The organism is Serratia sp. CY56464 (assembly GCF_052168435.1).
GTDB lineage: Bacteria > Pseudomonadota > Gammaproteobacteria > Enterobacterales > Enterobacteriaceae > Serratia > Serratia marcescens.
Genome location: NZ_JBJNMV010000009.1, coordinates 14,249 through 33,812, shown reverse-complemented (window position 1 = coordinate 33,812; position 19,564 = coordinate 14,249). Strand labels below are relative to the sequence as shown.

At 60.3% G+C, this 19,564-nt stretch carries 18 protein-coding genes and 2 tRNA genes; 15 read left to right on the top strand and 5 right to left on the bottom strand.

Annotated elements, in window-relative coordinates; all coding sequences use genetic code 11:
* The first annotated feature begins 38 nt into the window (after nt 1–38).
* Nucleotides 39–115: transfer RNA gene (locus ACJ8KE_RS23265), tRNA-Asp, on the top strand.
* A 51-nt stretch (nt 116–166) separates the two neighbouring features.
* Nucleotides 167–242: transfer RNA gene (locus tag ACJ8KE_RS23260), tRNA-Trp, on the top strand.
* Between the two features lie 269 nt (nt 243–511).
* Here ACJ8KE_RS23260 and hdfR read toward each other — a convergent pair.
* A complete protein-coding gene (gene hdfR, locus ACJ8KE_RS23255) occupies nt 512–1,339 on the bottom strand; it encodes an HTH-type transcriptional regulator HdfR (RefSeq protein ID WP_028128092.1) in 828 nt (275 codons plus the stop codon).
* A gap of 119 nt (nt 1,340–1,458) precedes the next feature.
* Here hdfR and ACJ8KE_RS23250 point away from each other — a divergent pair, with 119 nt between their 5' ends.
* Nucleotides 1,459–1,797, top strand: a complete 339-nt coding sequence (locus tag ACJ8KE_RS23250; protein WP_004929946.1) for a DUF413 domain-containing protein — start codon at nt 1,459–1,461, stop codon at nt 1,795–1,797.
* Nucleotides 1,798–1,824: 27 nt separating this feature from the next.
* Here the strand turns inward: ACJ8KE_RS23250 and ACJ8KE_RS23245 are convergent, their stop codons facing one another.
* Nucleotides 1,825–3,348, bottom strand: a complete 1,524-nt coding sequence (locus tag ACJ8KE_RS23245; protein ID WP_442517382.1) for a YifB family Mg chelatase-like AAA ATPase — start codon at nt 3,346–3,348, stop codon at nt 1,825–1,827.
* Between the two features lie 341 nt (nt 3,349–3,689).
* On the opposite strand from ACJ8KE_RS23245, the gene ACJ8KE_RS23240 reads away from it, so the two are divergent.
* The 10 genes from ACJ8KE_RS23240 to ACJ8KE_RS23195 all read left to right on the top strand — a co-directional run bounded on the left by ACJ8KE_RS23240 (nt 3,690) and on the right by ACJ8KE_RS23195 (nt 14,063).
* Nucleotides 3,690–4,922, top strand: coding sequence for an MFS transporter (locus ACJ8KE_RS23240; RefSeq protein ID WP_261106782.1), 1,233 nt, complete (start codon nt 3,690–3,692; stop codon nt 4,920–4,922).
* A 133-nt stretch (nt 4,923–5,055) separates the two neighbouring features.
* Nucleotides 5,056–5,154 carry an ilv operon leader peptide gene (gene ilvL / locus ACJ8KE_RS23235; protein ID WP_013814970.1) on the top strand — a complete coding sequence of 33 codons (99 nt, stop codon included), beginning with the start codon at nt 5,056–5,058 and terminating at the stop codon, nt 5,152–5,154.
* A gap of 142 nt (nt 5,155–5,296) precedes the next feature.
* Entirely contained in the window at nt 5,297–6,943 is a 1,647-nt protein-coding gene (ilvG, locus tag ACJ8KE_RS23230) for an acetolactate synthase 2 catalytic subunit (protein WP_033639153.1), read from the top strand.
* Nucleotides 6,940–7,197, top strand: a complete 258-nt coding sequence (ilvM, locus tag ACJ8KE_RS23225; RefSeq protein ID WP_004929955.1) for an acetolactate synthase 2 small subunit — start codon at nt 6,940–6,942, stop codon at nt 7,195–7,197. The genes ilvG and ilvM overlap by 4 nt, the downstream gene beginning before the upstream one ends.
* A 23-nt stretch (nt 7,198–7,220) precedes the next feature.
* On the top strand, nt 7,221–8,147 hold the full coding sequence (locus tag ACJ8KE_RS23220; RefSeq protein ID WP_016930475.1) for a branched-chain amino acid transaminase: 927 nt from the start codon (nt 7,221–7,223) through the stop codon (nt 8,145–8,147).
* A 106-nt stretch (nt 8,148–8,253) separates the two neighbouring features.
* Nucleotides 8,254–10,104, top strand: coding sequence for a dihydroxy-acid dehydratase (gene ilvD / locus ACJ8KE_RS23215; RefSeq protein ID WP_033631836.1), 1,851 nt, complete (start codon nt 8,254–8,256; stop codon nt 10,102–10,104).
* A 5-nt stretch (nt 10,105–10,109) separates the two neighbouring features.
* On the top strand, nt 10,110–11,654 hold the full coding sequence (ilvA, locus tag ACJ8KE_RS23210) for a threonine ammonia-lyase, biosynthetic (protein WP_284065732.1): 1,545 nt from the start codon (nt 10,110–10,112) through the stop codon (nt 11,652–11,654).
* Nucleotides 11,655–11,766: 112 nt separating this feature from the next.
* Nucleotides 11,767–12,762, top strand: a complete 996-nt coding sequence (locus ACJ8KE_RS23205) for a hypothetical protein (protein WP_016930472.1) — start codon at nt 11,767–11,769, stop codon at nt 12,760–12,762.
* The gene (locus tag ACJ8KE_RS23200; RefSeq protein ID WP_016930471.1) at nt 12,762–13,340 is read left to right on the top strand and encodes a hypothetical protein; all 579 of its coding nucleotides are present in this window, start codon (nt 12,762–12,764) and stop codon (nt 13,338–13,340) included. The genes ACJ8KE_RS23205 and ACJ8KE_RS23200 overlap by 1 nt, the downstream gene beginning before the upstream one ends.
* A gap of 21 nt (nt 13,341–13,361) precedes the next feature.
* The gene (locus ACJ8KE_RS23195) at nt 13,362–14,063 is read left to right on the top strand and encodes a DUF2461 domain-containing protein (protein WP_049300870.1); all 702 of its coding nucleotides are present in this window, start codon (nt 13,362–13,364) and stop codon (nt 14,061–14,063) included.
* Between the two features lie 9 nt (nt 14,064–14,072).
* On the opposite strand, the gene ilvY is transcribed toward ACJ8KE_RS23195, so the two are convergent.
* The gene (gene ilvY / locus ACJ8KE_RS23190) at nt 14,073–14,963 is read right to left on the bottom strand and encodes an HTH-type transcriptional activator IlvY (protein WP_004929971.1); all 891 of its coding nucleotides are present in this window, start codon (nt 14,961–14,963) and stop codon (nt 14,073–14,075) included.
* Between the two features lie 168 nt (nt 14,964–15,131).
* Between ilvY and ilvC the strand changes: the two genes are divergently transcribed.
* Entirely contained in the window at nt 15,132–16,607 is a 1,476-nt protein-coding gene (ilvC, locus tag ACJ8KE_RS23185) for a ketol-acid reductoisomerase (RefSeq protein ID WP_016930469.1), read from the top strand.
* Between the two features lie 47 nt (nt 16,608–16,654).
* Here the strand turns inward: ilvC and ACJ8KE_RS23180 are convergent, their stop codons facing one another.
* Both ACJ8KE_RS23180 and ACJ8KE_RS23175 read right to left on the bottom strand, forming a co-directional pair.
* A complete protein-coding gene (locus ACJ8KE_RS23180) occupies nt 16,655–17,356 on the bottom strand; it encodes a LuxR family transcriptional regulator (protein ID WP_016930468.1) in 702 nt (233 codons plus the stop codon).
* Nucleotides 17,357–17,599: 243 nt separating this feature from the next.
* Nucleotides 17,600–18,532: a sugar kinase gene (locus tag ACJ8KE_RS23175; protein ID WP_318670173.1), complete on the bottom strand. Its 933-nt coding sequence runs from the start codon at nt 18,530–18,532 to the stop codon at nt 17,600–17,602.
* A gap of 238 nt (nt 18,533–18,770) precedes the next feature.
* Here ACJ8KE_RS23175 and pdeH point away from each other — a divergent pair, with 238 nt between their 5' ends.
* On the top strand, nt 18,771–19,562 hold the full coding sequence (pdeH, locus tag ACJ8KE_RS23170) for a cyclic-guanylate-specific phosphodiesterase (RefSeq protein WP_016930466.1): 792 nt from the start codon (nt 18,771–18,773) through the stop codon (nt 19,560–19,562).
* Nucleotides 19,563–19,564: the final 2 nt, after the last annotated feature.

The window sequence follows — 19,564 nt, the reverse complement described above, 5'->3', positions numbered from 1 at the left end:
GTTGCCGGCATCGAAAGATGCAACGTAAAAGAATCGGTGGAGCGGTAGTTCAGTTGGTTAGAATACCTGCCTGTCACGCAGGGGGTCGCGGGTTCGAGCCCCGTCCGTTCCGCCACTTATTTAATTATGCCTGCTTTATTAGCAGGCATAATGTTAAGCGAGATTTAGGGGCGTAGCTCAGTTGGTAGAGCACCGGTCTCCAAAACCGGGTGTCGCGAGTTCGAGTCTCTCCGCCCCTGCCATATTAAGAACCCTTTGCGAAAGCAAAGGGTTTTTTTTTGCCTATTATCCCGATCCTTAGAGCGTTATCGTTTTGGAAAAGAGCGCATCGGGTGCTCTATGCTGATGCTTATCTGATCCGAGTTGCTCCATAGCCTTTCGATCTTTACCCCCGCAGACCTCCTGATTCTCCTACCATTTTGCATTTTCTTCTCTCAGAAGGCGATGGGCGGCTTTTGGCATGATAGACAGCCAAGACCACGGTGGCGGCTTTTAAGGCCGCCATGGCGCTTTAGGCTGCGGTATTTAAAGGTATTTTAAGTAATTGCCGAATCAAAGGTTGTTGATCGCTGTTTTGCAACCAGACGGCATACAGTGGGCGGATAATCGGCGGGATCTCGGTGGCAGCCACCAGCTGTGGGTACTCTTTTTCCCAATGGCTGGGCAGGAAAGCGCATCCGCCCGTGGTTTCCAACAGCTGACGCGTCAGGTGAGCGGAGGTGGTGGTAAGCACCGGTACGTTATCACCTTCCAACATGCGGTTTTCTTGTTGGTGGAAGTCGGCTCCCCATTCCAGCTTGATGTAGGGCATTGGGGCCTGTTTGTCACGATAAGCGGATGAGAACAGGCGTAATGAGAAATTGCTCAGTTGCTGGCTGGCCAACTCATCCATCTTCGGCGGTTCAGTGGTGATCAGTAAATCGAGCTGCCTTTCATGCAGTTGTTTTACCAAAGAGTGCCTTAATGCCACCCTGGCTTCTAGCTGCAGCGCCTCGCGTTGTTGATAGAGTGCTTGCAACCAGGGAGTCAGATAGGCCTCCCACAACGAAGCGGTAGCGCCGATCGACAACTCGGTGTGTTGCAGCGAACGCACGACTTCCTTCTTCGCCAACTGCCAGGTGTTCATCAGGCTCTCGGCATAGGGCAGAAGCCGCTCGCCGGCAGGCGTCAGGCGGATGTTATTGCGATGACGGGTAAATAAATTTGCGCCCAACTGGTTTTCTAGCTGACGGATGCGGAAACTGACCGCGGACTGCGTTAAGTACAAAGATTCTGCGGCTCTGCCAAAGTGACGCGTTCTACTGACCTCCAAAAAGGTTTTCAGTAATTCGGTATCCACACCTATCTCCAAAAAAATTTGTCGTTAAGATTTAAATGTTTTGTTTTACACGCTGTCAAGCCTATCTAATACTCCGCGCCATAAACAGCACGGCCATAAGAGAATTAGGAGCGTGTCAGATGGCGGATAGCTTCACCACGACCAATCGTTTTTTTGATAATAAACATTACCCTCGCGGGTTCTCCCGTCACGGCGATTTCACCATTAAAGAGGCGCAATTGCTAGAGCGCTTCGGCTACGCGTTTAACGAGTTGGACTCGGGTAAACGCCAGCCGGCCACTGAAGAAGAACAGCTGTTCGTCGCAGTGTGTCGCGGTGAGCGCGAAGCGGCTACCGAGCAGGAAAAAGTATGGGCTAAATATCTGGCGCGCACACGTCGCCCGAAGAAATTCCATACTCTGTCCGGCGGTAAACCGCAGGCTGACGCAGTAGAAGATTACAGCGACAGCGAAGACTAAAGACGATGGGGCCTGCGGGCCCCATTTTCATTCCAGACTGCGATGCAGTTGTAACAGCAGACGGTCCATACTGCGATAGCCCAGCGCTTCGCTGAGGTGGCGCCTGTCGAGCTCAGCATCTCCCGCCAAATCCGCCAGCGTGCGCGCCACTTTCAAGATGCGCTGCCAGGCGCGGACTGATAACCCCAGCGTGTTTAATGTCGCTTCCAAAAACTCGGCGTCTGCCGCCTGCAAAACGCAATCTCGTTCCACTTCACGGTTGCTCAACAGCGCGTTGACTTTACCGGCGCGTTCGAGCTGCCGGGCGCGTGCCTGCTGCACCCTTTTCCGTACTTGTTCGCTGCTTTCTCCATGGGCTTTCCGATGACTGAGCGTACCCGGCGGCAACAACGGCACTTCGATAGACAGATCGAAACGGTCGAGAAAAGGCCCTGACAGCCGGGCCAGATAGCGCAACACCTGCTGCGGTGAGGCGCGATTGTGCAACCCCTGATAATGCCCTGTCGGGCTGGGGTTCATTGCCGCGATCAGTTGCACCCTGGCGGGGAAACAGACCTTGGCGTTGGCACGCGAAATCACGATCTCGCCGGATTCCAACGGCTCACGCAGCGCATCCAGTACCTTACGTTCGAATTCCGGCAGTTCATCCAGAAACAGCACGCCGTTATGCGCCATCGAGATCTCGCCCGGTCGCGGCAGTGAGCCGCCGCCGACCAATGCCGCCATCGAGGCGCTGTGGTGCGGCGCGCGAAACGGCCTCTGGCGCCATGGTAGCGCGGCGGGAATGTGATGCTGCAAGCTGGCGATCGCCAGGCTTTCCAGCGCCTCAGCCTCCGTCAGCGGCGGCAGCAAGCCCGTGAGACGGCTGGCCAGCATGGTTTTACCGGTGCCCGGTGGCCCAATCAACAGCAGGTTATGCCCGCCGGCGGCGGCGATCTCTAATGCCCGCTTGGCCTGTTCCTGGCCGATGATGTCGCGCAGGTCGGCGTTTTCGCACGCGTTGTCCGCATCGGGGGGCGTGGTCGCCACCGGCAGTTCGCCTTGGCCGAGCAGAAAAGCGCAGACTTCCAGCAGGTGTTGGGCGGTATGGGAGCGCGACTGCGCGATCAGGCCGACTTCGGCGGCGTTGTCCGTCGAGAGGATCAGTTGCCGCCCGGCATCAGCCGCCGCCAGTGCCGCCGGGATCGCTCCCCTGACCGCGCGCAGTGAGCCAGACAGCGCGAGCTCGCCAAGAAACTCGTAGCGCGCCAACGGCGCGAGGGGCAATTGCTCGGAGGCGGCGAGGATCGCCAGCGCTATCGGCAGATCGTAACGCCCGCCTTCTTTTGGCAGATCGGCGGGCGCCAAATTGACGGTGATGCGCCGGGCGGGAAAGGTGAAACCGCTGTTGATCAGGGCGCTGCGCACCCGATCGCGCGCCTCTTTTACCGTGGTTTCCGGCAGGCCGACCAGCGTCAGGCCGGGCAGGCCATTGCTGATATGCACCTCCACCGTTACGGAAGGGGCCTGAACGCCGATGATGGCGCGGCTATAGATTAACGCCAGTGACATATCGCTCTCCTTGCTGAGGACGACATGATGCGAGGTTCATCCAGGCATTGCGCGGCATTATTGGTGGTTTTTCTATGGGTTTCGCAGCGTAATTGCTCATTTTCATCGAAGTAAATGAGATTGTGCGAGCCGCCTCGCAACCTGCGGCAATACCCATTAACAATTCGCTGAAGGCTGCAACACATTAGCGGCCCATACGCATTGCAATCATAGGGTTAACGGGTGTATTTAACAATTGATTAAAAGAAAAATCACTTCTTTAACAAGCTCCGACCGCCGCCGCATTCTGCCCGGCAGCCGCTAAACCTCCTGACTTCGTACTCTACGGTAGGGATAACACTATGTTTGGTTGGACCCCGCTGCAACGCAACGCGGCAATCGCCAGCTTTTCAAGCTGGACGCTCGACGCTTTCGATTTTTTCGTGCTGGTATTCTTACTCAGCGACATCGCGCAATCCTTTCACGTCGGTCTGGAACAGGTCACGTTGGCGATTCTGCTCACGCTGGCGGTGCGCCCGATTGGCGCGCTGATCTTCGGGCGTGCGGCGGAAAAGTATGGCCGCAAACCGATCCTGATGTTGAATATCGTCTTTTTCTCGGTGTTTGAGCTGCTCTCCGCCGCCGCGCCCTCGCTGACGGTCTTCTTGCTGTTGCGGGTGTTGTACGGTGTCGCGATGGGCGGCATCTGGGGCGTGGCGTCGTCGTTGGCGATGGAAACCATACCGGACCGCTCACGCGGCCTGATGTCGGGCATTTTCCAGGCCGGCTATCCGTTCGGTTATCTGCTGGCGGCGGTGGTGTACGGCCTGCTGTTCGAAACGGTCGGCTGGCGCGGCATGTTCGTCATCGGCGCGGCGCCGATCCTGCTGCTGCCGTTTATTTATTATTGCGTGCGGGAGTCGCCGGTGTGGCTGGCGGCGCGTGAGCGCAAAGAAAGCACGGCTTTATTGCCGGTGTTGAAGAGCCACTGGAAGCTATGCTGCTATCTGGTGCTGCTGATGGCGGCGTTCAATTTCTTCTCCCACGGCACGCAGGATCTGTATCCGGTGTTTCTGAAAGTTCAGCACGGTTTCGACCCTAAAACCGTCAGTATCATCGCCATTAGCTACAATATCGCGTCAATTATCGGCGGTGTTTTCTTCGGTTCGTTGTCGGAAAAGATCGGCCGCAAAAAAGCGATCATCATTGCCGCGCTGCTGGCGCTGCCGGTGATCCCGCTGTGGGCGTTTTCCAGCGGTTCGCTGATGTTGGGGATCGGCGCTTTCCTGATGCAGTTCATGGTGCAGGGCGCCTGGGGCGTGGTGCCGACCTACCTGACCGAGTTGGTGCCGGCCAATACCCGCGCGGTGCTGCCGGGGTTTGTGTACCAACTGGGTAACCTGATCGCTTCGGTCAACGCCACGCTGCAAGCCACCATCGCCGAGCATCATGGGCATAATTACGGCCTGGCGATGGCGATCGTCGCCGGTACGGTGGCGGTGGCGATCGCCCTGTTGGTGTTCTTCGGCAAGGATACGCGCGGCAAGGCGATCACCGACGCGGTAGAAAATCCGGGTATGCGCGCCAACGTGTGAAAGATGGGCGATTCGCGTGAGGTATGACCAGATTGCGCCGAATAATAACGCAAAAAAAGTGTTGTCATGCCGCGCGCGACTATGATACCTCTGTAAGCATTAGTTCTGAATGAGCACAGTGAACAAACCCATTATGAAAGCCTTTGCCCAAGTGATTAGCCTAGTCGTGATTAGCGTGGTGGTGATTATTATCCCACCGTGCGGGGCTGCACTTGGACGAAGAAAGGCTTAGCAAACAAGCCGGAATCGCAAGAGAACCCCCGCACCGTCAGGTCCGGGGGTTTTTTATTGGCAAGAGAAAAGTGGAGCAAGGGGCAGAACATGAAAAACAGAACAAAATCCTGCAGTTGTCGAAGTAAGGCGGGGAAATAACCATGAATGGCGCTCAGTGGGTAGTTCAAGCGTTGCGTGCGCAGGGGGTGGATACCGTATTCGGCTATCCGGGCGGGGCAATCATGCCGGTGTACGATGCGTTGTATGACGGCGGCGTGGAACACCTGCTGTGCCGCCATGAACAGGGCGCCGCCATGGCCGCCATCGGCTACGCCCGCGCCACCGGCAAAGTCGGCGTTTGCATCGCCACTTCCGGCCCCGGCGCCACCAACCTGATCACCGGCCTGGCTGATGCGCTGCTCGATTCTGTTCCCGTTGTCGCCATCACCGGTCAGGTGGGTTCCGCGCTGATCGGCACCGATGCCTTTCAGGAGATCGATGTTCTCGGCCTGTCTCTGGCCTGCACCAAGCACAGCTTCCTGGTGGAGTCGCTGGACGCCTTGCCGGGCATCATGGCGGAAGCGTTCGCCATCGCCGCCGGCGGCCGTCCCGGTCCGGTGCTGATCGATATCCCGAAAGACATCCAGCTGGCGCAGGGCGACTTGCACCCGCATCTGATGCCGGTCGACGAAGCGCCGGCGTTCCCGGCGGCGGCGTTGGCCGAGGCGGCTGAGCTGCTGGCGCAGGCGCATAAACCGATGCTGTACGTCGGCGGCGGCGTGGGCATGGCGCAGGCGGTGCCGGCGCTGCGCGAGTTCATCGCCGTGACCCGCATGCCGAACGTCGCCACCCTGAAGGGGCTGGGCGCGCCGGATGCGCAAGATCCGCTGTACCTCGGCATGCTGGGCATGCACGGAACCAAGGCCGCTAACCTGGCGGTGCAGGAGTGCGATTTGCTGATCGCCGTCGGCGCGCGTTTCGATGACCGCGTGACCGGCAAACTGAACGCCTTCGCGCCGCACGCCAAAGTGATCCACATGGATATCGACCCGGCGGAAATGAGCAAGCTGCGCCAGGCGCATGTGGCCCTGCAGGGCGATTTGAAAACGTTGCTGCCGGCGTTGCAGCGCCCGCTGAACATCGCCGCCTGGCAGCAGCAGGTGACGGCGCTGAAAGCCGAGCACGCCTGCCGCTACGATCACCCCGGCCAGCCGATCTACGCGCCGCTGTTCTTGCGCCAGCTGTCCGCCCGCAAGCCGGCCAACAGCGTGGTGACCACCGACGTCGGCCAGCACCAGATGTGGAGCGCGCAGCACATGACGTTCGAGCGCCCGGAGAATTTCATCACCTCCAGCGGCCTCGGCACTATGGGGTTCGGCGTGCCGGCGGCGGTAGGGGCCCAAATTGCCCGCCCGCAAGATACGGTGATCTGCGTCTCGGGCGATGGTTCCTTCATGATGAACGTGCAGGAACTGGGCACCATCAAGCGCAAACAGCTGCCGCTGAAGATCGTGCTGCTGGACAACCAGCGTCTCGGGATGGTGCGCCAATGGCAGCAGCTGTTCTTCGACGGTCGCTACAGCGAAACCAACCTGTCCGATAACCCCGACTTCCTGATGCTGGCCGCCGCCTTCGGCATTCCCGGCCAGCGCATCAGCCGCAAGGATCAGGTGGAGGGCGCGCTCGAGGCGCTGTTCAACACCGAAGGCCCTTATCTGCTGCAGGTCTCTATCGACGAACTCGAAAACGTCTGGCCGCTGGTGCCGCCGGGCGCCGGTAACGAAACCATGTTGGAGGAAATATCATGATGCAGCATCAACTCTCGATCCAGGCGCGTTTTCGCCCCGAAATGTTAGAGCGCGTATTGCGGGTCGTGCGTCATCGCGGCTTTCAGGTTTGTGCTATGAATATGGTTTCCCCGGCCAACGCCGACAGCATCAATATCGAATTGACCGTTGCCAGCCCGCGCCCGGTCGCCCTGTTGTCATCTCAATTAAGCAAACTGATGGACGTCTCCTGCGTCGAGATCCAGCAGCCAACATCACAACAAATACGCGCCTGAGGCGCCGAGAAGGATAAATAACAATGACAAAGAAAGCCGATTACATTTGGTTCAATGGTGAGATGGTTCCTTGGGCCGAGGCCAAAGTGCACGTGATGTCGCACGCGTTGCATTACGGCACGTCGGTGTTTGAAGGGGTGCGCTGCTACGACTCGCACTTGGGGCCGGTGGTATTCCGTCATCGCGAGCATATGCAGCGCCTGCACGATTCGGCGAAAATCTACCGCATGCCGGTGTCGCAAAGCGTCGACGAGCTGATGGAAGCCTGCCGCGCTACGCTGCGCAAGAACAACCTGGTCAGCGCGTACATTCGCCCGCTGGTGTTCGTCGGCGATGTCGGCATGGGCGTTAACCCGCCGGCCGGTTATAAAACGGACGTGATTATCGCGGCGTTTCCTTGGGGCGCTTACCTGGGTGAAGAAGCGCTGGATCAAGGCATCGATGCGATGGTCTCCTCCTGGCACCGCGTCGCACCAAACACGATCCCCACTGCGGCCAAGGCCGGCGGCAATTATCTTTCCTCCCTGCTGGTGGGCAGCGAAGCGCGTCGCCACGGCTATCAGGAAGGCATTGCGCTCGACGTGCACGGTTACATTTCCGAAGGGGCGGGCGAAAACCTGTTTGAAGTGAAAGACGGCGTGCTCTATACCCCGCCATTCACCTCTTCGGCGCTGCCGGGCATTACCCGCGACGCGATCATCAAGCTGGCGAAAGACATGGGCTTCGAGGTGCGCGAGCAGGTGCTGTCGCGCGAATCGCTGTACCTGGCCGACGAAGTGTTCATGTCTGGCACCGCGGCGGAGATCACGCCGGTGCGCAGCGTGGACGGCATTCAGGTCGGCATCGGCAAATGCGGCCCGGTGACCAAACAGATCCAACAGGCGTTCTTCGGCCTGTTCAGCGGCAAGACCGAAGACAAATACGGTTGGCTGGATCCGGTCAATCCGTAACGACAAGGTTCGCCGCGCAGCGTGGCGGACGACAAGACAGACAAGATAAGAATATCCAGGCGGTTCGTTCGCCGCCTGTCATAAATACATTTGGAGTGAAAAGAGCATGCCTAAGTACCGTTCCGCCACCACCACCCACGGCCGCAATATGGCGGGTGCCCGCGCATTGTGGCGCGCGACCGGGATGACCGACGCCGATTTCGGCAAGCCAATCATCGCCGTGGTCAACTCCTTTACCCAGTTCGTGCCTGGCCATGTGCATCTGCGCGATCTGGGCAAACTGGTCGCCGAACAGATCGAAGCCTCCGGCGGCGTGGCCAAAGAGTTCAACACCATTGCGGTGGATGACGGCATCGCCATGGGCCACGGCGGCATGCTCTATTCCCTGCCGTCGCGCGAGCTGATCGCCGACTCGGTCGAATACATGGTGAACGCCCACTGCGCCGATGCGATGGTGTGCATCTCCAACTGTGACAAGATCACCCCGGGCATGCTGATGGCGGCGTTGCGCCTGAATATTCCGGTGATCTTCGTCTCCGGCGGTCCGATGGAAGCCGGCAAGACCAAACTCTCCAACCAGATCATCAAGCTGGATCTGGTGGACGCGATGATCCAGGGCGCGAACCCGAACGTCAGCGACGCCGACAGCGAGCAGATCGAGCGTTCCGCCTGCCCGACCTGCGGCTCTTGCTCCGGCATGTTCACCGCCAACTCAATGAACTGCCTGACCGAAGCGCTGGGCCTGTCGCAGCCGGGCAACGGTTCGCTGCTGGCCACCCACGCCGATCGCAAGGAACTGTTCCTCAACGCCGGCAAGCGCATCGTCGAGCTGACCAAACGCTATTACGAGCAGGACGACGAGAGCGCGCTGCCGCGCAATATCGCCAACAAGGCGGCATTTGAAAACGCCATGACGCTGGACATCGCCATGGGCGGCTCGACCAACACCGTGCTGCACCTGCTGGCTTCGGCGCAGGAAGGCGAGGTGGACTTCACCATGGAGGACATCGATCGCCTGTCGCGCAAAGTGCCGCACCTGTGCAAGGTGGCACCGAGCACGCAGAAATATCACATGGAAGACGTGCACCGCGCCGGCGGCGTGATCGGCATCCTCGGCGAGCTGGATCGCGCCGGCTTGCTGAACCGCGAGGTGAACAACGTATTGGGGCTGACCCTGCCGCAGACGCTGGAAGCCTACGACGTGATGCTGACCCGCGACGAAAGCGTCAAGAAAATGTACTCCGCCGGGCCGGCCGGTATCCGCACCACGCAGGCATTCTCTCAGGACTGCCGTTGGGATTCGCTGGACACCGACCGCAAGGAAGGCTGCATCCGCACCCGTGAGCACGCCTACAGTCAGGACGGCGGATTGGCGGTGCTGTACGGCAACCTGGCGGAAAACGGCTGCATCGTCAAAACCGCCGGCGTGGATAAAGAAATCCTCACCTTCCGCGGCCCGGCCAAAGTCTATGAAAGCCAGGATGAGGCGGTAGACGCCATCCTCGGCGGCAAAGTGGTGGCGGGCGACGTGGTCGTTATCCGTTACGAAGGGCCGAAAGGCGGCCCGGGCATGCAGGAAATGCTTTATCCAACCACTTACCTGAAATCGATGGGGTTGGGCAAGGCGTGCGCGCTGATCACCGACGGGCGTTTCTCCGGCGGCACCTCCGGGTTGTCCATCGGCCACGCTTCGCCGGAAGCGGCCAGCGGCGGCCTGATCGCCCTGGTGCAGGACGGTGACATGATCGCAATCGACATTCCTCATCGCGGCATCCAGCTGGACGTCAGCGAGCAGGAGCTGGCGGCGCGGCATGAGGCGGAACTGGCGCGCGGCGACGCGGCCTGGACGCCGAAAAACCGTGAACGTCAGGTATCCTTCGCGCTGCGCGCCTACGCCTCGTTGGCCACCAGCGCCGACAAAGGTGCGGTGCGCGACAAGAGCAAACTGGGGGGATAAGCAGCATGGCGGCCTCTCAACCCCTACCCAGCGCCCCCTGCGGCGCGGAATATCTGCGAGCGGTACTGCGCTCGCCGGTCTACGAGGTGGCGCAGGTCACCCCGTTGCAGGCCATGAGCAAAATCTCTTCGCGCCTCGGCAACACCATTTTGGTGAAGCGCGAAGATCGCCAACCGGTGCACAGCTTCAAGCTGCGCGGGGCCTATGCGATGATCGCCGGGCTGGACGAAGAGCAGAAGGCGCGCGGCGTCGTGACGGCTTCGGCCGGCAACCACGCGCAGGGCGTCGCCTTCTCCGGTAAACGGCTGGGCATCAAAACGCTGATCGTGATGCCGGTGTCCACCGCGGACATCAAGGTGGATGCGGTGCGCGGTTTCGGCGGCGAAGTGTTGCTGCACGGCGCCAATTTCGACGAGGCCAAGGCAAAGGCGATTGAACTTTCCCAACAGCAGGGCATGACCTTCGTGCCGCCGTTCGATCACCCGACGGTGATCGCCGGGCAGGGCACGCTGGCGATGGAGCTGCTGCAGCAAGACGCGCATCTGGATCGGGTCTTCGTGCCGGTCGGTGGCGGCGGTCTGGCCGCCGGGGTGGCGGTGCTGATCAAACAGCTGATGCCGCAGATCAAAGTGATCGGCGTCGAAGCGGAAGACTCCGCCTGTCTGCGCGCGGCGCTGGATGCCGGCCATCCGGTGGATCTGGCGCGCGTCGGGCTGTTCGCCGAAGGCGTGGCGGTGAAGCGCATCGGCGACGAAACGTTCCGCCTGTGCCGTGAGTATCTGGACGACGTGATCACCGTGGACAGCGACGCCATCTGCGCGGCGGTCAAAGATCTGTTCGAGGACGTGCGCGCCATCGCCGAACCTTCCGGCGCGCTGGCGCTGGCGGGGCTGAAAAAGTACGTCCAGCAGCACAACATTCAGGGCGAGCGTCTGGCGCACGTGCTGTCCGGCGCCAACCTCAACTTCCACGGGCTGCGCTACGTTTCCGAGCGCTGCGAACTGGGCGAACAACGCGAAGCGCTGCTGGCGGTGACCATTCCGGAACAACAGGGCAGCTTCCTCAAGTTCTGCCAACTGCTGGGCGGGCGCTCGGTGACCGAATTCAACTACCGCTACGCCGATGCCGACAACGCCTGCATTTTCGTCGGCGTGCGTCTGACGCGCGGCCACGCCGAACGACGGGAGATCATCGACGAACTCAACGCCGGCGGTTATCAGGTGGTGGATCTGTCGGACGATGAGATGGCCAAGCTGCACGTGCGCTACATGGTGGGCGGGCGTCCGTCGAAGCCGCTGCGCGAACGGCTGTACAGCTTTGAGTTTCCGGAGTCGCCGGGCGCGCTGCTGAAGTTCCTGCAAACGCTGGGCACGCACTGGAACATCTCGTTGTTCCACTATCGCAGCCACGGCACCGACTTCGGCCGGGTGCTGGCGGCCTTTGAACTGGCGCAAAGCGAGCCGGAATTCGAGCGGCACCTGCAGGCGCTGGGCTACGATTGCCACGACGAAACCGACAACCCGGCGTTCCGCTTCTTTTTGCAGGGGTGAGCCGGATTGATAAGCAACCGTGACGCGTTAGTCAGTTTATAGGTTGCATGGTTGTGATTTTGTCGTGCATTTTTATACTGCCAAGACTTCTGACGTATAGGGATGCACGACAATGAAAACCGCTTTTTCTACGCCGTTCGGTTCTCCCGAAGACGATTTGACCAACGCCGAATTTGCCCGCTTGTTGGGCAATGCCGGGGTACAAGAGTTCTATCGCGATATTAATCTGCAAGCCTTGCAGGACTCGCTGGACTGCAGCCTCGCTTTTCATGGCGTGGGAATTATTTTTTCCGACGGGCAAAACTCATTTTTAGTCCGCCCGACGCAGCACACCGGTTATTCGAACGCTTCGCAGGTCACCCACGTGGTCATCAGCAAAACGGTGGCTCATACCTCGCGCGTTGCCGCGACCAATACGCTGTCGGAAGCGTTGAGCAAACCCAGCGTCAGCAAAGAGTTGGCCTCGGCCGCGCTGTCGTGCGGAACGCTGCTGGTATCGGTATTTTTACTGGCGTCGGGCAGCGTCGCCGTGCCGTTTACCGGTGGCACCAGCTCAGCGGTGGCTTATCTGGGCTATGCCGGCATGGCCGCCAGCGCGCTGCAGTGCGGCAATGGGCTATACCGCGTCAACAAGCTTTATGACGGAAAAGGCGATGAATTGGCTCAGCTCGACTCTGAGCAGTGGTATATCGCCACCAGCACCGTACTCGATGTGATCTCGCTGGCCAGCGCGGGGGCCGCCCTGAAGGAAGCGACGATGACCTACCGCGCCATGCGCCGCATTTCGGCGCGCAAGGCGACGGAATGGCTGAAAAGCATGCCCCGCAGCGAAAGGAAGCGGCTGACCGAAAACATCATTCGGGCGGAAAACCCGGGGATTTCCAATAACGTCTTGAAAGAGATGGTGAAGAACGGCTTATACCCGAAGCGCTATCCGACGGAAGCGATCCAAAACGGGCTGCGTCAGCAACTGCATTCGGCGCTCAATAACTCATTGACGTTCGTGGGCAGCGGCATCAGCGGCACCCTGTCTGCGCCGGTGAATGTGAAAACCACCGGGCAGTATTTTGTGGGCATTATGCAGAAATTGCCGCAGATGGTGAGGTAATGGCGGATTGGATGATTAAACGCCTGATCGTGCAGGGCCGGGAGATGGAAAGCCAAATCGCGGCGCGCGATCGTGCGCTTTTCGCCGGCGTGGATGCGCAGCTTGAGCAGCATTTCCTGACGCCGGGCCAGCGACTGTCACCGCCGGGCGTCGGCAATGTCATGTTGCTGATGGTATGCCTGACGCTGGGGCTGGCGGGCGTGATGGGCCTGGCCACGGACGTGGCGGCCGCCTGGAGCGGCAAGACTTCTGCCGCCGTTCTAATGGGCAGCGGCGCGATCGTGGCGGTGTGGATGACGCTGATCCTGTTCCAACTGGTGCAGGGTAAAAACAGCGGGGTGGTATTGCTGCAATATTACCTTGGCATGCTCGGTCTGTGTTGCCTCGGCGCCGCGGCGGCGTGGGCGGCGGGCATGACCGGCATCGCCACCGGCGCCCTGCTGCTGGGGGGGGCGGTTGGCGGGGCGCTGTTCAGCAACCGGGCGGCGTTCTACCTGTATGTCGCTTATTTCCGCACGCGTCGGCGCGTGTTTATCAAACGCCGTTGGCAGAGGGAAGATCTGCGCAACACCCGATAAACCGTCAGAACGGAAAAACTTATGACGCAACCTTTCTCCGGCTTTAGCCAGCAGGGCCTGAATTTCCTGCAGCAGGTGCGGATCGAGAACGATAAGGCGTGGTTCGACGGCAACCGCGACATCTACGATCGCGAGCTGCTGGCGCCGTTTCGCGCGCTGGTGGAGCAGTTGGCTCCCGGCATGCTGGCGATCGATCCGCAGTTTGAGACTCGCCCGGCGATCGGCAAAACGCTGTCGCGCATTCATCGCGATACGCGGTTTTCTCACGACAAGTCGCGCTACCGCAGCCGCATGTGGCTGACGTTCAAGCGCCCGAGCAAAGACTGGAAAGATGCGCCGGTCTACTTTTTCGAACTGGGGCCGGACATGCTGCGCTATGGGCTCGGCTACTACAGCGCCAACAAGCCGACCATGGATCTGTTCCGCCATACGCTGAAACAACGGCCGCAGCCTTTCCTGGAGGTGGCCGCCTGCTGCCGGCCGCCGTTCGAGCTGGTGGGCGAAAGCTACAAGCGCCCGCTGGTGAAGGAGCAGGCGGCGGAGATCGCCACCTGGTACAACCGCAAGTCGTTTGCGGTGATGGTGACGGACAGCGAAGTGGAAAAGCTGTTCAACGCCGATCTGGCGCCGCTGCTGGCCGGGGCGTTTTTGCAGCTTGAGCCGCTCTACCACTGGCTGATGCAGGTAGAGACGATGAAGCAGATCGATCCGGCAGACCTTTGAAACCCCGCGTCAGCGGGGATGCAGCAACCGCCAAAAGGCGTCGATCAACGGATCGCTGAGGCGCTTTTTCTGAACGCAGACCCCCAGTTCGAAGGGTTCGACCATCGAGATGTTATCCAGCTGCGAGATGCGGTTGCGCACCGGCTCCGGGCTGTTGTCCACCACCACGCTTGGGATCAGCGCGATGCCGCAGCCCAGGGCCACCATCGACACGATGGCCTCGTGGCCGCCGACGGTAGCGTAAATCAGCGGATTGCTGATGCGGTGGCGGCGGAACCACAGTTCGATACGTTTTCGCGAAGGGCCGTGCTCCGGCAAGATGAACGGGATCTCGGCCCAGTCGGGCTTGTCGGCGAACGCCTGGCTGCGCACCGCGCAGGGCAGCGCCGGCGCGATCAGCACCAGCGGAATTTCGCCGATTTTGGTGAACGCCACGCTGGCGGGCAGCGTTTCCGGCCGGCCGGCGATGCCGAGATCGGCCTCGTTGGATTGCACCTTGTCGACCGCGTCGGCGGCATCGCCGGTGGTCAGCTTGATCTCTACCAGCGGGTGCTGCGCACGGAAGCGATCGAGGATCGGCGGCAGGTGGCTGTACGCCGCGGTCACCGAGCAGAACAGCCGCAGTTCGCCGCTCAGCGAAGGGCCGTGCTGGCCGAGCGAGTGTTTCAGCTGCTGATACTGCAGCAACGTCTGTTGGGCGAATTCTTTCAGCTGTTCACCGGCGTCGGTGAGCTGCACGGTGCGGTTATCGCGCAGGAACAGCGGCTGCCCGAGGATCTCTTCCAGCCGCTGGATCTGGCGGGAGAGCGTCGACGGGCTGACGTGCATCGCCTTGGCGGTGCGCCCGAAGTGATGGCTTTCGGCCAGATGCAGGAACAGCTTTAAATCACGTAAATCCATATCGATACGCTCGCAGTGAGAGTGTTGCAAAAATTGCAATGTCACGTTCTCAATATATCAATTTAAGCAACGCATTTCCTGTTATACATTGAGTTTAACGAATCTCCGCACAGACAGGGCGGGGAATGAAAATAACAATGCAAGACAACATCAAACCGGAGTACCACCATGGCTAACTATTTCAACACATTGAACCTGCGTCAGCAGTTGGCGCAATTGGGTAAATGCCGCTTTATGGCGCGCGACGAATTTGCTGACGAAGCCGGCTACCTGAAAGGTAAAAAAGTGGTGATTGTCGGCTGTGGCGCCCAGGGGCTGAACCAGGGGCTGAACATGCGCGATTCCGGTCTGGATGTCGCCTATGCCCTGCGCAAAGAAGCGATTGACGAGAAGCGCGCTTCCTGGCGCAAGGCGACCGAAAACGGCTTTAAGGTCGGCACCTACGAAGATTTGATCCCGCAGGCGGATCTGGTGGTTAACCTGACCCCGGACAAGCAGCACTCTTCCGTGGTGCGTGCGGTGCAGCCGCTGATGAAAGACGGCGCGGCGCTGGGTTACTCCCACGGCTTCAACATCGTTGAAGTGGGCGAGCAGGTGCGCAAAGACCTCACCGTGGTGATGGTCGCGCCGAAGTGCCCGGGCACCGAAGTGCGCGAAGAGTACAAGCGCGGCTTCGGCGTGCCGACCCTGATTGCGGTTCACCCGGAAAACGATCCGAAAGGCGAAGGCATGGCGATCGCCAAGGCCTGGGCGGCGGCGACCGGTGGCCACCGCGCCGGCGTGCTGGAATCCTCCTTCGTCGCTGAAGTGAAATCTGACCTGATGGGCGAGCAGACCATTCTGTGCGGCATGCTGCAGGCGGGTTCTCTGCTGTGCTTCGACAAGCTGGTTGCTGAAGGCGCCGATCCGGCTTACGCCGAGAAACTGATTCAGTTCGGCTGGGAAACCATCACCGAAGCGCTGAAGCAGGGCGGCATCACGCTGATGATGGATCGCCTGTCCAACCCGGCCAAGCTGCGCGCCTATGCGCTGTCCGAACAGCTGAAAACCATCATGGCGCCGCTGTTCCAGAAGCACATGGACGACATCATCTCCGGCGCTTTCTCCAGCGGCATGATGGCCGACTGGGCGGAAGACGACGTGAAACTGCTGACCTGGCGCGAAGAGACCGGCAAAACCGCGTTCGAGAATGCGCCGCAGTTTGAAGGCAAAATCAGCGAGCAAGAGTACTTCGATCACGGCGTGCTGATGGTGGCGATGGTGAAAGCGGGCGTTGAGCTGGCGTTCGAAACCATGGTCGATGCCGGCATCATCGAAGAATCGGCTTACTACGAGTCGCTGCACGAGCTGCCGTTGATCGCCAACACCATTGCGCGTAAGCGTCTGTATGAAATGAACGTGGTCATCTCCGATACCGCGGAGTACGGCAACTACCTGTTCGCCAACGCGGCGGTGCCGTTGCTGAAGGACTTCATGACCACCCTGCAGGCGGGCGATTTGGGCAAAGCCGTGGCGGGTACGGCGGTGGACAACGCGCAGCTGCGCGACGTGAACGAAGCGGTGCGCAGCCATCCAATCGAAACCGTCGGCCGCAAACTGCGCGGCTACATGACCGACATGAAACGTATCGCCGTTGCGGGCTGATTTTCCGCAAGATAAAAAACAAAAAGCCGGCTGCAATGCCGGCTTTTTTATGCCTGAGGCGGCGCGATCAGTTGCCGTTCAAGGCCGCGCCGGATCGCGTGTTTGGCGTTGGCGACCCCCAGCTTCCGCACCGCATTGCCGATGTGAAACTTCACCGTGCCGGTTTTGATCCCCAGGATCAGCGCGATCTCATTATAGGTTTTGCCCTGGCTGGCCCAATAGAGAATTTCCCCTTCGCGCGGCGAGAGCCGATCCTTTCGGCTCGCCTCGGCGCTGGCCAACGCAAGCGCGTGCTGGTGGGTATCGACCAAGACCATCTGCAGGCTGGCCTTTTCTTCCTCCATTAGCTGCCGCAGTTCGGCGTCATCGGCCGCCGTCGCGCTGATCGACAAGATCGCCAGATTGTTGTCGTGATCGTGCAAAACAAAGCTGCAACCGTGCACGATGTCGTACTCCCGCGCCTGGCTGAAGATCTTCCGGTAATGCCGATCCTCGGTGGTGAGGGCGGTGTCGTGCCACATAAAGGGCGCACAGCGGTTATGGGCGGCGCGCACGACGGGATCGATGCGCTGATAGCGATTGGCACTGTAGATGTCCAGCCATTCTTGCGGATAGCTCGATACCAGCAGATGGCGGTCGGGATGGTGTTTATTGAAGGTCAAGTAAGCGTATTTGAATTGGCTGAAGGCCTGTAGCCGGCCATCAAGATGCAGTCTTGCGGCGACGGCGTTGGCGAATGTGACGGCCATCGGTAACCTCCCTGTCGTTCGGCGGCTCAGCCCGACCTGCACCAAAGTCCAGCTAGTCAGTGCGGCGGATTGAAATTTATACTCGGCTAATAAATTCAAAAAGACGGCAATGCCAAGACCCGAGCTTAGCAGCTCTGGGCGGAAATAAGCCAACGCCAGGGAAATTCTTTCAATCATCCTCCGATCAATGCTTCTGGGATCCATTGCGTGGGCGGCGGGGCGACTTCGCCGCCGCCTTATTGATTATGCGGGCATCGCCGCTGCGGGAATGATGGCGCCGCGATGTTGGATCACCGTCGCAGCAAGCTGATGGCCGCGCTGCGCCGCCTGCCGGGCGCCGCCGCCGTTCAGGCGCACCGCCAGGTAGCCGGCGCTGAAAGAGTCGCCCGCCGCAGTGGTATCCACCACGCGCTCCGGCGGCAGTGCGATCGCCGGCACCTCAAGCCGCTCCCCCTCCACATTGAACACCAGACAGGCATTCGCGCCGCGTTTGATAACGATCTCGCCGACGCCGAGCGCCTGCGTGCGCGTCACTATCTGTTCAACCGGCTGCGCTCCCCACAGCAATTCTTCGTCATCCAGCGTCAAAAAGGCGATGTCGGTGCAGGCCAGCACCTCGCGGTAGGCCTGCTGCGTTTCCTCACGGCTTGGCCACAGACGCGGGCGGTAGTTGTTGTCGAAGATCACCTGGCCGCCGTTGGCGCGACAGCGGCGCAGCAACGTCAGCAGCTTCGTGCGGTCGGCAGGCGCGAGGATCGCCAGGCTAATGCCGCTGAGGTACAGGTAATCGAACTGCGCCAGCCGCGCGCACAGTGCGTCGGCCTGCGGTCCAGCAAGCCAATAGCGGGCGGCGGCGTCATTGCGCCAATAGTAGAAAGTGCGTTCGCCGGCGGCGTCGGTTTCGATCACGTACAGGCCCGGCAGCTTGTTGTCGAACTGCTGAATCAACCCGGTCTCGATCTTCTCCTGCCGCCAGGCCTGCAGCATCTCGCCGCTGAAGCTGTCGGTGCCGAGCGCAGTGACGTAATGCACCTGCAACGTCTGTTTCGGCATTTGGCGGGCGAGGTAGACGGCGGTGTTGAGGGTATCGCCGCCAAAGCCGCGCGTCAGCTGTGCGCCCTGCGGTGACAGCTCGATCATGCATTCGCCGATCACGGCGAGGTTTCGGATAGTCATCGTCAATAAGCCCTGGCTAAAGAAGAAGCAACAGCCACCAGTCTCCACGCAAGGCGGTAAGGGAGTCAATAAATTAAAACGGTGTTTTAATTTTTTATGATCGCGATCGGCCAACGCCGATAGGGTGAAGAGGAAAGCGTGCGGCAATTCGTGCTTAAAGTTTTACGTGGCGTGGCCGATAAGTTGGGTAAAGAAACAGCGGCAGCGCTCTCACTTCCCCGCCACGGCGATAGTACCGATGATAACCAATCTGATCTCGGGTCTGCTGGCGCCCTGTTTTGCCCTCTATGCCTGCGCCAAATCGCGGCGCTACTGGCGGCAATGCCGGCGCTTGTATACCTTCCAGCCGATTTATCGCACCAGCGGCGCGCTGTTGGCGGTGGAACTGCTGACGGCGGTGCATCACCCGAATGAGCCGGACAAGCGGCAATCCCCGGAACAGTATTTTGCCTCGCTCGGCGTCGCCCAGCGTTTGCGGGTGGTTCAGGAACAGCTGGCGCTGTTGCAGCGCTGGCAGGCGTTGTTCATCCGCCACGCGGTGATGGTATCGGTCAATATCGACGGCATCGCGCTGCAAGCATTGCAGCGTCATCGCGCGTTGCAACGGCAGATCGCCGAGATGCCCTATCTGCGCTTCGAGCTGGTGGAGCACGCCGCAACGGCATCAAACCGCCCGCTGCAGCAGATTGTCGGCGGCGAGCGGCTGTGGCTGGACGATTTCGGCAGCGGGCTGGCCAACTTCTCCGCCGTCGGTGCCTGGCGGTATCAATACATCAAGGTGGCGCGCGAATTGTTCACCTTGCTCAAACAGTCGGAAGAGGGGGTGCAGCTGCTCGGCACCCTGATCAAGATGATGAACCAGCACAGCGACGGGGTGATCGTCGAGGGGGTGGAAACCGAGCAGGAGTGGCGCCTGGTGCAGCGCTCCGGCGCGTTGGCCGCACAGGGCTACTACCTTTCCCGTCCGGCGTGCTTTGAAACGCTGCACAGCGTGCCGACGTTGTTTGCCGCGCCCGGCGCGCCGGCGTGAAC

What these genes read in the sequence shown, in the direction of transcription:
- ACJ8KE_RS23250 (WP_004929946.1), top strand. Translation starts at nt 1,459, where the DNA reads ATGGCGGATAGCTTCACCACGACCAATCGTTTTTTTGATAATAAACAT.
- ACJ8KE_RS23245 (WP_442517382.1), bottom strand. Translation starts at nt 3,348, where the DNA reads ATGTCACTGGCGTTAATCTATAGCCGCGCCATCATCGGCGTTCAGGCC.
- ACJ8KE_RS23240 (WP_261106782.1), top strand. Translation starts at nt 3,690, where the DNA reads ATGTTTGGTTGGACCCCGCTGCAACGCAACGCGGCAATCGCCAGCTTT.
- ilvL (WP_013814970.1), top strand. Translation starts at nt 5,056, where the DNA reads ATGAAAGCCTTTGCCCAAGTGATTAGCCTAGTCGTGATTAGCGTGGTG.
- ilvG (WP_033639153.1), top strand. Translation starts at nt 5,297, where the DNA reads ATGAATGGCGCTCAGTGGGTAGTTCAAGCGTTGCGTGCGCAGGGGGTG.
- ilvM (WP_004929955.1), top strand. Translation starts at nt 6,940, where the DNA reads ATGATGCAGCATCAACTCTCGATCCAGGCGCGTTTTCGCCCCGAAATG.
- ACJ8KE_RS23220 (WP_016930475.1), top strand. Translation starts at nt 7,221, where the DNA reads ATGACAAAGAAAGCCGATTACATTTGGTTCAATGGTGAGATGGTTCCT.
- ilvD (WP_033631836.1), top strand. Translation starts at nt 8,254, where the DNA reads ATGCCTAAGTACCGTTCCGCCACCACCACCCACGGCCGCAATATGGCG.
- ilvA (WP_284065732.1), top strand. Translation starts at nt 10,110, where the DNA reads ATGGCGGCCTCTCAACCCCTACCCAGCGCCCCCTGCGGCGCGGAATAT.
- ACJ8KE_RS23205 (WP_016930472.1), top strand. Translation starts at nt 11,767, where the DNA reads ATGAAAACCGCTTTTTCTACGCCGTTCGGTTCTCCCGAAGACGATTTG.
- ACJ8KE_RS23200 (WP_016930471.1), top strand. Translation starts at nt 12,762, where the DNA reads ATGGCGGATTGGATGATTAAACGCCTGATCGTGCAGGGCCGGGAGATG.
- ACJ8KE_RS23195 (WP_049300870.1), top strand. Translation starts at nt 13,362, where the DNA reads ATGACGCAACCTTTCTCCGGCTTTAGCCAGCAGGGCCTGAATTTCCTG.
- ilvY (WP_004929971.1), bottom strand. Translation starts at nt 14,963, where the DNA reads ATGGATTTACGTGATTTAAAGCTGTTCCTGCATCTGGCCGAAAGCCAT.
- ilvC (WP_016930469.1), top strand. Translation starts at nt 15,132, where the DNA reads ATGGCTAACTATTTCAACACATTGAACCTGCGTCAGCAGTTGGCGCAA.
- ACJ8KE_RS23180 (WP_016930468.1), bottom strand. Translation starts at nt 17,356, where the DNA reads ATGGCCGTCACATTCGCCAACGCCGTCGCCGCAAGACTGCATCTTGAT.
- ACJ8KE_RS23175 (WP_318670173.1), bottom strand. Translation starts at nt 18,532, where the DNA reads ATGACTATCCGAAACCTCGCCGTGATCGGCGAATGCATGATCGAGCTG.
- pdeH (WP_016930466.1), top strand. Translation starts at nt 18,771, where the DNA reads ATGATAACCAATCTGATCTCGGGTCTGCTGGCGCCCTGTTTTGCCCTC.